This is a genomic window from Tautonia sp. JC769 (assembly GCF_040717455.1).
Lineage (GTDB): Bacteria > Planctomycetota > Planctomycetia > Isosphaerales > Isosphaeraceae > Tautonia.
Genome location: NZ_JBFEFH010000012.1, coordinates 46404 through 55981 on the forward strand (window position 1 = coordinate 46404; position 9578 = coordinate 55981).

At 69.6% G+C, this 9578-nt stretch carries 7 protein-coding genes; 6 read left to right on the top strand and 1 reads right to left on the bottom strand.

The genetic code is table 11. The annotated features are described in order from the left end of the window. The first annotated feature begins 3 nt into the window (after positions 1 to 3). The 4 genes from AB1L88_RS13695 to AB1L88_RS13710 all read left to right on the top strand — a co-directional run bounded on the left by AB1L88_RS13695 (position 4) and on the right by AB1L88_RS13710 (position 3388). Positions 4 to 303: a J domain-containing protein gene (locus AB1L88_RS13695; RefSeq protein WP_367097231.1), complete on the top strand. Its 300-nt coding sequence runs from the start codon at positions 4 to 6 to the stop codon at positions 301 to 303. Next, on the top strand, positions 300 to 1148 hold the full coding sequence (grpE, locus tag AB1L88_RS13700; protein WP_367097232.1) for a nucleotide exchange factor GrpE: 849 nt from the start codon (positions 300 to 302) through the stop codon (positions 1146 to 1148). The genes AB1L88_RS13695 and grpE overlap by 4 nt, the downstream gene beginning before the upstream one ends. A gap of 13 nt (positions 1149 to 1161) precedes the next feature. Further along, on the top strand, positions 1162 to 2979 hold the full coding sequence (locus AB1L88_RS13705; protein ID WP_367097233.1) for an Hsp70 family protein: 1818 nt from the start codon (positions 1162 to 1164) through the stop codon (positions 2977 to 2979). Between the two features lie 79 nt (positions 2980 to 3058). Beyond that, a complete protein-coding gene (locus tag AB1L88_RS13710) occupies positions 3059 to 3388 on the top strand; it encodes a hypothetical protein (protein WP_367097234.1) in 330 nt (109 codons plus the stop codon). Between the two features lie 182 nt (positions 3389 to 3570). On the opposite strand, the gene AB1L88_RS13715 is transcribed toward AB1L88_RS13710, so the two are convergent. Continuing rightward, positions 3571 to 4320: a DUF4058 family protein gene (locus tag AB1L88_RS13715; protein WP_367097235.1), complete on the bottom strand. Its 750-nt coding sequence runs from the start codon at positions 4318 to 4320 to the stop codon at positions 3571 to 3573. A 326-nt stretch (positions 4321 to 4646) separates the two neighbouring features. Here AB1L88_RS13715 and AB1L88_RS13720 point away from each other — a divergent pair, with 326 nt between their 5' ends. Both AB1L88_RS13720 and AB1L88_RS13725 read left to right on the top strand, forming a co-directional pair. After that, positions 4647 to 7634, top strand: coding sequence for a DUF1553 domain-containing protein (locus AB1L88_RS13720; RefSeq protein ID WP_367097236.1), 2988 nt, complete (start codon positions 4647 to 4649; stop codon positions 7632 to 7634). Positions 7635 to 7659: 25 nt separating this feature from the next. After that, a complete protein-coding gene (locus tag AB1L88_RS13725) occupies positions 7660 to 9141 on the top strand; it encodes a DUF1501 domain-containing protein (protein ID WP_367097312.1) in 1482 nt (493 codons plus the stop codon). Positions 9142 to 9578: the final 437 nt, after the last annotated feature.

Genomic DNA, 9578 nt, shown 5'->3' on the forward strand with positions numbered 1-9578 from the left:
CCCATGAGTGACCCCTACGAAGTCCTCGGGCTGCCCCGGGACGCCGACGACGAGGCCCTCCGCCTCCGCTACCTGGAGCTGGTCCGCGAGCATCCCCCCGACCGCTCCCCCGAGCGATTCGCCGCCATCCGGGCCGCTTACGACGCGGTCCGGGACCCGAGCCGGCGGCTGGAGGACCTCTTGTTGCATGTCGGCTCGACCGATTCGATCGCGGCGATGACCGGCGACCTCCGGGCGCGGATCCGGTCCCGGATCGACCGCGTCCCCGTGGCAGACCTGCTCCACCTGGCGGATTCGCGATGACCGAGCTGTCCCGAGACGACCAGGCCGCGCTCGACCTGCTCCGCGACTGGCTCCATCGCACCCGCGAGGAGGCCGAGTCGGAGCCGGTCGTCCGGTCCGACTCCGACGCCGGGGCAGACGTCGGACTCCTCCGCCTCGTCGAGGAATTCACGGCGCTGCGGCACGAGGTGAAGCTCCAGACCAAAGGCACCCGCGATCTCCGCGACCAGTCCGAGGCGCTCCTGCCGGAGCTTCGCCGGGCGATCGAGCAGTTCCGATCCGTCGAGCCGAAGGAGCAGCAGGCCGCCTTCGCCGCCGCCCGCCCCCTGGCCGAGGCCCTGGCCGACCTCGACGAGGCGCTCGACCGCGCCCGGGGCGAATGGGAGAAGGCCCGCGATCGGCTCGTCGTCGAGCCGGCCCGGGATCTCGATACCGCGATCGAGGCGACGTTTCGAGGGCAGTCCTGGTTCGCCCGGCTCCGGTCCCGGGCGTATCATGAGAAGGTCCAGGCCGTGATCCGGGATCGCTCGCGGTGGCTCCGCCCGGCCCTGGTCGACGCCCTGATCGACGGGATCGCCTTGATTCAAGGCGGGCTGCACCGCGTCATGACGGCCGAGCGGCTGGAGCGGATCGCGACCGTCGGCCAGCCGGCGGACCCGAAACGGATGACCGTCGTCGAGCTGGCGGACGCCCCAGGGGTTGCGCCCGGGCTGGTGGTCGATGAGGTCCGCCGGGGGTACTGCTGGCGGGGACGGGTGCTCCGATTCGCAGAGGTCCGCGCCGCCCGATCCACGCCGCCCCCCTCATCGCCTTCTCCTCCCCCGACCGAGCCTGGGCACGACTCCGGGGATGACCCTTCCGCCTGACCGAGGACCGCCCATGGACACGATCATCGGCATCGACCTGGGGACGACCAACAGCGAGGTCGCGGTCGTCCGGGACGGCGTCCCGGTCGTCCTCCGGGGGAAAGACGGCGAGGCGATCCTGCCGTCGGTCGTCGGCCTCGATCCCGAGGGCCGCCTGCTCGTCGGCCACCCGGCGCGGAATCAGCTCGCCCTGGCCCCCGACCGGACGGTGCGCTCGATCAAGCGGCGGATGGGGCAGGAGGCGACGGTCACCCTCGGCGACCGGGCGTTCAGCCCCCAGGAGATCTCGGCGATCATCCTCCGGACCCTCAAGGAGTGGGCCGAGGCGAGCCTCGGCCACCCGGTCTCGAAGGCGGTCATCACCGTGCCGGCCTTCTTCACCGAGGGGCAGCGCGAGGCGACCCGCGAGGCCGGCCAGCTGGCCGGCCTCGACGTGGCCCGGATCATCAACGAGCCGACCGCCGCCGTCCTGACCTACGACCCCCACCCTCCCGAGCAGGAACGGCTGCTCGTGTACGACCTCGGCGGCGGGACCTTCGACGTCTCGATCGCCCAGGTCGAGGCCGGCGTCGTCGAGATCCTCAGCAGCCACGGCGACACCCATCTCGGCGGCGACGACTTCGACCAACTGCTGCTCGACCACGTCTGCGAACGCTTCCTCGACGAGCACGGGATCGACCTCCGCGACTCGCTCGCGACCAAAGCTCGGGTCCTCCGGGCCGTGGAGGAGGCCAAGAAGGTCCTCTCGACCGAGGCCGCGGCGCGGATCGAGGAAGAATTCATCGCCGAGGCCGAGGGCGTCCCGCTCCACCTGCGGACGACGATCGACCGCCCCGAGTACGAGGGGATGATCCTCCCCCTGCTCGACCGCACGCTGAGCAGCCTCGACCGCGCCCTGGCCGACGCCGGCCTGTCGGCGCACCAGGTGAGCAAGGTCGTCCTGGTCGGCGGGGCGACCCGCACGCCCCTGGTCCATCGCCTGCTCCGCGAGCGGCTCGGCCGCCCGGTCCATGCCGAGATCGAGCCGGACCTGGCCGTCGCGCTCGGGGCCGCCGTCCAGGGGGCCCTGATCGCCGGGGTCGATGTGGGGCCGGTCCTGGTCGACATCACGCCGCACACGCTGGGGATCGAGTCGCTCGACTTCCACCACGGCCTGCCGGACCTGCACCGCTTCGCGCCGATCATCGAACGCAACACCCCCCTGCCCGCCTCGCGGACCGAGCTGTTCGGCACGGTCGTCGACGGCCAGAAAGGGGCCACGATCCGGGTCTTCCAGGGGGAGCACGCCGACACCCGGCACAACACCTTCGTCGGCGAGTTCACCATCGAGGGGCTGGCCGACGTCCACGCCGGCAACTCGATCGTCGTCCGGCTCGACCTCGACCTCGACGGCATCCTCAAGGTCACCGCCACCGAACGCGCCACCGGCCTGGCCCGCCATGTCACGATCGACAACGCCATGGAGCGTTTCCGCGCTCGCCACCGGACCGACGCGGTCGACCGCCTCGACGACCTGTTCGACCCGTCGCCCGGGGCCGCCGTCGTCGACATCACCCCCGAGTCGGAAGATGACGAGGAGGTCGAAACCGATGCGTCGCTCTCCGACCTGGCCGACGACTCGACCCTCGCCCCCGAGGTCCGCGAGGCGATCCGGTCGGCCATCCCCCTGATCGAACGCGCCGAGCGCCTGCTGCCCCGGGCCAACGACGACGACGCGTCCGAGCTGCTCGCCCTGCTCACCGATCTCCGCGCCGCCCTCGATCGCCGCGCCGAGGCCGACATCCGCCGCATCGCCACCGAGGTCGAGGACCTGATCTTCTACATGGAGTGACCGTCGCCGACGGGCACGATGTCGACGGCAGCAAGACCGCCGAGAGCCGACCCTGGTCCCCCGGAGACTCTCCGAACCGATGCCGGACGCACCCGATCGACCCGACCCCGCTTCCGTCCGCTGCCCGACCTGCGGCGCGGTGCAACCCTGGTCCGACTCCTGCCGCCGATGCCGGTCTGACCTCCGCCTGCTCGGCGCATTCGCCTCGGCCTACGACCGCCTCCGCCGCGATTGCCTCCGCTCGCTCCGTCTCGGAGACGCCCGGGCCGCGCTTGAGTCCGCCCGCTCCTGCGCCGCCCTCTGCCCCTCGGCCGAGTCTCACCGCATGCTCGCTGCGGCCTCCCTGCTCCTCGGCGACCCTGCGACCGCCTTCGATCTCGCTCGCCGCAGCCTGGCCCGAGAGGCGTAAGCCTCACGGCCTTGCCCTCAGCTCCCCGGGGATGCTCCCGCCAGGAACAGTCCCGCATGAGTCGCACGTTCCGCATCTGCGTTCTGGGTTGATCCGGGGGTTCTCCGAGGCTCCATCCTGCTCGATGCACCCTCCGGTTCATCGCCTCGAGCCAGCACACCAAGGGGCTGGCCCCGAGGCCGTCACGGGATGCGGAGGGCTCGACAGGTGCCTTCGTAACTGGCTTCCAGGTCGAGCGGCACGGCCAGATCGGGCGTCAGCCAGAGTGGCAGGATCGGCAAGTCCTTGCCAAGTTCCAGCGGGTAGGCCCACGACTCAAGAACTCGGGCGCCGCCGCGCTGCATCCAACGGCATGAGGCGGCCGAGATCACGGGTGGATCGTGGCCGAGCATCGGGTCGGCATGGCCGATCATCGCCAGCAGCTCGCCGTACAGGTTGACCGCCCGGGTCGTGACCACGTCGACGATCGCCACGCAGACCCCCTCGGCGAGCATCGCGGCGCACTTGGTCACGAACGCCCGGCGGTGTTCGGGGCGGTCCTCGTTCGAAGGGCTGACCAACTCCACCGCCGCCACCAGCCGACGCCCCCTCCTGGTGTCGTAGACCCGCACCTCGTACTCGTCCGCCTTCGGCACGTCGGCCCTGATCGCCAGGGTCGGCCTCGGCGGCGCCCAGGTCGCGGTCATCGTCGCTGTGGCCGCCCCGCCCCCTTCGTGCGATCCGGCGAAGGGCTCCGACTGTTCCTCAGGTCGATCGAAGGTCGCCACGTCCACCTCGATCGCCGATCCGAGGTGAATATGAGGCGCGGCCAGATAGCCTTTCGGCAATCGAGCCGAGAGCGCCAGGACGATCATCGCGGGCCATTGACCGTGGACCCCGTCCCACGACATGAGCTGATCCATCGGCGGACGGAAATGGTCGCGCAGCGGCATGATGGAAACCCTCCCAACCTCTATTCTACCGGATCGCGTCCCGGTGTCTGCCCAATGCCTTCCGGCATGCCATGCGTCCGGAGGGGCCGCGTGAATGGCCTGCACCCCTGCCTTTGAGCCGTTCCGAGACTCCTTCCAGACCCGGTGGCCGCTGACATCCTTGAGGTGATTCGACCCGCTCGCGATTCTTGGACCCCGGATCGGCCACGCCAAAGGCTTGACGGACCGCGATGGGTCGGGAACGATCGGACATGAGCAATCGTGTTCGATGGAAGTCCGGGTCGGGTGGGTCGATCTTGACCTTCGAAGCCGCGGGAGTGTGCGGGATGCGCCTTGCTCTGATCGTCGCGGCGGCCCTGGCGTACGGCCCGGTCGCCACAGGCCAGTCGGATCCCCCGCCGGAGACCGAGTTCGATCGATCGGTGGCGCCGATCCTGGCCGCTCGATGCCTCGACTGCCATTCCGGGCCGGAACCGAAGGGCGGGCTCGACCTGTCGCGCCAGGCCGGGGTGCTCAAGGGGGGCCATAGTGGTCCGGCGATCACGCCGGGCGACCTCGACGAGAGCCTCCTCTGGATCGCGGTCGAGGACGGTCTCATGCCGCCGGACGACCCCCTGCCGGAGGATGAGGCCCAGCGGCTTCGCGACTGGATCGAACGCGGAGCCCCGTGGGGATCGGACCCGATCGACCCGTTCGCCGCCTCGACCGATCGCAGGGCCGGGCGCGACTGGTGGTCGTTCGCTCCGCTCCGGCGGCCGGGCCTCGCGGTGTTGCCCCCCGGCCAGGGGGACAGCCCGATCGATGGGGTGATTCTCGATCGCCTCGGCCGGGAGGGGCTCGGACCGCTCCCCGAGGCCGATCGTCGCACGCTGATTCGTCGCGTGACCTTCGACCTGACCGGCCTCCCTCCCGACCCGGAGGCGGTCGAGGCGTTCGTGGCCGACGACCGGCCAGACGCCTACGAGCGGCTGGTCGATCGGCTGCTTGCGTCACCGCAGTATGGGGTCCGATGGGCCCGGGCATGGCTCGACCTGGCTCGCTTCGGCGAGAGCAACGGCTTCGAACACGACGAATTCCGCCCCGACTCCTGGCGCTATCGCGACTGGGTCGTGCAGTCGCTCAACTCCGACATGCCTTATGACACGTTTGCCCGCCTCCAGATCGCCGGCGACGTGCTTCACCCGCACGACCCGGGCGCGGTCGAGGCGACCGGCTTCCTGGTCGCCGGTTCCTACGACTCCGTCGGCCAGGGGCAACAGAGCGCCGCCATGCGGAAGGTGGTGCGTCAGGACGAGCTGGAAGACCTGGTCAGCACCGTCTCGCAGACCTTCCTCGGCCTCACGGTCCACTGCGCACGATGCCATGACCACAAGTTCGACCCCATCCCCCAGGCCGATTACTACCGGATGGCCTCGGCGCTGGACGGGGTCCGTCACGGGGTCCGCGACCTCTCGGCGATCGACCCGGAAACCCTGGCCGCCCGCCGCCGATTCGCGGAGCTTTCCGATCGCCTCCGCGCCCTCGAACAGCCCGTGCGGGACCGGTTGCGGACGCGATTCGCTCAGGAATCCCTCGATGCGAGTCCCACCCCCATGCTTCGATGGGAGTTCGATCGCGGCCCGACCGACCTCCAGGGAGGTCTGCCCGGTACGCTTCGAGGGGGTGCACGCCTCGACGCCGAGGGCCTGGTCGTCGATGGCTCCTCGGGGTTCCTCGCCTCGGCGCCATTGACGCGGGATCTCGGCGCCAGGACGCTGGAAGCCTGGGTCCGGCTCGACGACCTCTCGCAACGCGGCGGCGGGGTGTTGAGCGTGCAGACACTCGACGGCCAGACGTTCGATGCCATCGTCTTCGGCGAGCAGGAGGCGGGGCACTGGATGGCCGGCAGCGACGGCTTCTCCCGGACGAAATCGCTCGAGGGGCCTCCCGAGGTCGAGGCCGATCGCCGCTCCGTTCACCTCGCCCTCGTCTACGAGGCCGACGGCACGGTCGCTGCCTATCGCGACGGCCAACCGTATGGCTCCCCCTATCGCTCTCCCGGCTTGAAGACGTTCGAGGCCGGCAAGGCCCAGGTGGTTTTCGGAATCCGGCACGGCGAGCCGGGGGGGAATCGGATGCTCGCCGGCCAGATCGCCCGCGCCGCGGTCTATGATCGGGCCCTGACCCCAGGGGAAGTCGCCGCCTCCTTCCAGCACGGAGCCCCGATCGACCCGCGGGCGATCGCCGAGGGCCTGCCAGCCGATCTCCGCCGTGACCGCGAGCGTCTCCTCGCCGAGCGGGACCGCCTCCAGGATCGCCTGGCCAGACCTCGCAAGGCCTACGCCGTCACTCCCCGAGAGCCGGGGGCCTCTCATCTCCTGATCCGGGGCGATCCCGCGAACCCGGCCGGGGTCGTCGCCCCCGGCGGCCTCTCGGCGATCGTCGCGATCCCGGGGGCGTTCGGGCTCGATCCCGAGGCTCCCGATTCCGAACGCAGGAGCCGCCTGGCCCAATGGATCAGCCACCCGGAGAACCCCCTGTTTGCTCGGGTGATCGTCAACCGCGTCTGGCAATCGTATTTCGGCATCGGGTTGGTCGCGACCCCGAGCGATTTCGGGTTCAACGGGGGCACCCCCTCGCATCCCGACGTGCTCGACTGGCTCGCGAGCGACCTGATCGATCACGGCTGGAGCCTCAAGCACCTGCACCGCCGCATCCTCACCTCCTCGGCCTACCGACATTCGTCGCGATTCGACCCCGAATCGGCCCGGATCGACGCCGACAATCGCTTCCTCTGGCGCAACCCGCCGAAGCGGCTGGACGCCGAGATGGTCCGCGACGCGATGCTCGCCGTCTCCGGGGTGCTCGATCCGGCGGTCGGCGGCCCGGGATACCGCGATTTCGAGATCGTCCGGGCCGAAGGGACGATTACCACGCATTACCTCCCGACCGATCCGACCGGGCCGGGATCGCGCCGTCGGACCCTGTTCCGCACCTGGGCTCGCGGGGGGCGCAGCGGCTTTCTCGACGCCCTCGACTGCCCCGACCCCTCGACGACCGCACCGGTCCGCACCGTGACCAACACGCCGCTCCAGGCCCTGGCGATGCTGAACAATGCGATGGTCCTGGAGCTGTCCGATCGCTTCGCCGACCGCCTGGAGTCCGAGGCAGGCCCGGGCCCCGGTGCCCGGATCGACCTGGCTTACCGGCTCGCTCTCGGCCGATCGCCCTCCGATCCCGAGCGATCGCGAGCGGTCCAGGTCGCCGAAATCCACGGCCTCGCCACCGTCTGCCGGGCCCTGTTCAATTGCAACGAATTCCTCTTCATCGATTAATCGGCGGATCGCCGGGGTGGCCATGATGGACCGTCGCGATTTCCTGAGCTGGGCACGCAATGGCCTGGCCTCCGCGGCCTCGGCCTCGCTCATGCTTCGCGACGGGGCGCTCCAGGCAGGAGGACCGGGACATTCCGGCGCCTCCGGTGCGATCCCCCCGCACTTCTCCCCCCGAGCCACCCGGGCCATCCACATCTGCCTCTGCGGGGCGATGAGTCATGTCGACTCATTCGATCCCAAGCCGGACTTGATCCGCGCGCATGGCCAGTCGCTCAAGACCGAGGAGCGACCCGACGTGTTCTTCGGGCAGGTCGGACGCCTGAGGGCGCCCGACTGGGCGTTCCGACCGCGTGGCCAGAGCGGCTTGATGATCTCCGATCTCTTCCCCGAACTCGCCGAGCTGGCGGATGAACTGACCATCATCCGGTCGATGTATGCCGAGACCTCGAACCACACCCCCGCCATGTTCCAGGAGAACAGCGGCTTCCGGCTCAATGGCTTCCCCGCGCTCGGCTCGTGGCTCTCCTACGGGCTCGGGTCCGAGGCCGACGACCTGCCCGCGTTCGTCGTCATCCCCGACGCCCGGGAACTGCCGGCCGGGGGCGCGATCCACTGGTCCAACGGCTTCCTGCCGGCCCAGCACCAGGGGGTGATGATCCGCCCCGAAGGCGCACCGATCGAGGACCTTTTTCCCGATCGCCCCGTGGATCCCGACGCCGAGACTGCCTCCCGATCGCTGATCGGGGCCATGAACCGCGACCACCTCGCTTCCCGGCCCGGAGACGACGCGTTTGCCGCCCGGATCCGGGCCTATGAGCTGGCCGCCCGCATGCAAACCGCCGTCCCCGAGGTCGCCGATCTCGCCTCCGAACGCCCCGAGACCCTGGCCCTGTACGGCGTCGACCGCCCCGAATCGGCCGCGTTCGGCCGCTCCTGCCTGCTCGCCCGACGGCTCCTCGAACGTGGCGTCCGGTTCGTCCAGCTCTTCTCCGGAGGCACCTTCGGCAGCCCCCGACGCAACTGGGACGGTCACGAAGACGTCCGCCAGAACCACGGGCAGGAAGCCGCGCGGATCGACCGCCCCGTCGCCGGCTTGCTCCGCGACCTCCGCCGCCGCGGCTTGCTCGACGACACGATCGTCCTGTTCACGACCGAGTTCGGCCGCACCCCTTTCACCCAGTCGGCCGCCGACGTGGTCGGCACCGGCCGCGATCACAACCCGCACGGCTTCTCCGTCTGGCTCGCCGGTGCCGGCCTGAAGCCCGGCATCGCCCACGGTTCAACCGACGAACTCGGCTGGAAGGCCGTCGAGTCCCCCGTCCACTGGAACGACTTCCACGCCACCGTCCTGCACCTGCTCGGCCTCGACCACGAACGCCTGACCTACTACCACAACGGCATCCAGCGCCGTCTCACCAATGTCCACGGCCGGGTCCTCCGCGACCTCTTGGTATGCCCCCCCACATCGCGTCTCGCCACGATCCAATCTCCCTCGAATTCCCTCTGATCGCCTCAGCATGAACGCCAGCAGGTTGGATGCCCAGAGAGGTCCGCCTCATTCGGGCGAGACGAGTGTCACGTTTGACCAGTCATCCTCGTCTTCCCTGAAACCCAGAATACCCGATCCCGGTTCTCACGCGATGCGACAATTGGTCCAAGCACTCTTTGCAACCGCCTGTCTTTGATTCACTTGTGACGAATTGGCCGAAGGATCCGCTCCGCAGCCCTTTGATTCGTATCGCCGCATCACAAGGGGAGGCATCGAGAGTTTTCGCGCTCCAACGCGAAAGCTTCACGCAGACAGTCAGTTCGATTTGGCGGCGGTCGAAGCGAACGACCGTTCCCTGATGAAGCTGGACGATCCCGGTTCGTGTGATTAGCAAGAGCGTGACATCTGCCGTCTGTTCTGAGTGCTGAGGATCATGAAGACGAACGAGAACCAGG

Bases quoted from the DNA above. Each gene is read 5' to 3' on its own strand.
- AB1L88_RS13705 (WP_367097233.1), top strand. From the start codon at position 1,162: ATGGACACGATCATCGGCATCGACCTGGGGACGACCAACAGCGAGGTC.
- AB1L88_RS13710 (WP_367097234.1), top strand. From the start codon at position 3,059: ATGCCGGACGCACCCGATCGACCCGACCCCGCTTCCGTCCGCTGCCCG.
- AB1L88_RS13720 (WP_367097236.1), top strand. From the start codon at position 4,647: ATGCGCCTTGCTCTGATCGTCGCGGCGGCCCTGGCGTACGGCCCGGTC.
- AB1L88_RS13715 (WP_367097235.1), bottom strand. From the start codon at position 4,320: ATGCCGCTGCGCGACCATTTCCGTCCGCCGATGGATCAGCTCATGTCG.
- grpE (WP_367097232.1), top strand. From the start codon at position 300: ATGACCGAGCTGTCCCGAGACGACCAGGCCGCGCTCGACCTGCTCCGC.
- AB1L88_RS13725 (WP_367097312.1), top strand. From the start codon at position 7,660: ATGGACCGTCGCGATTTCCTGAGCTGGGCACGCAATGGCCTGGCCTCC.
- AB1L88_RS13695 (WP_367097231.1), top strand. From the start codon at position 4: ATGAGTGACCCCTACGAAGTCCTCGGGCTGCCCCGGGACGCCGACGAC.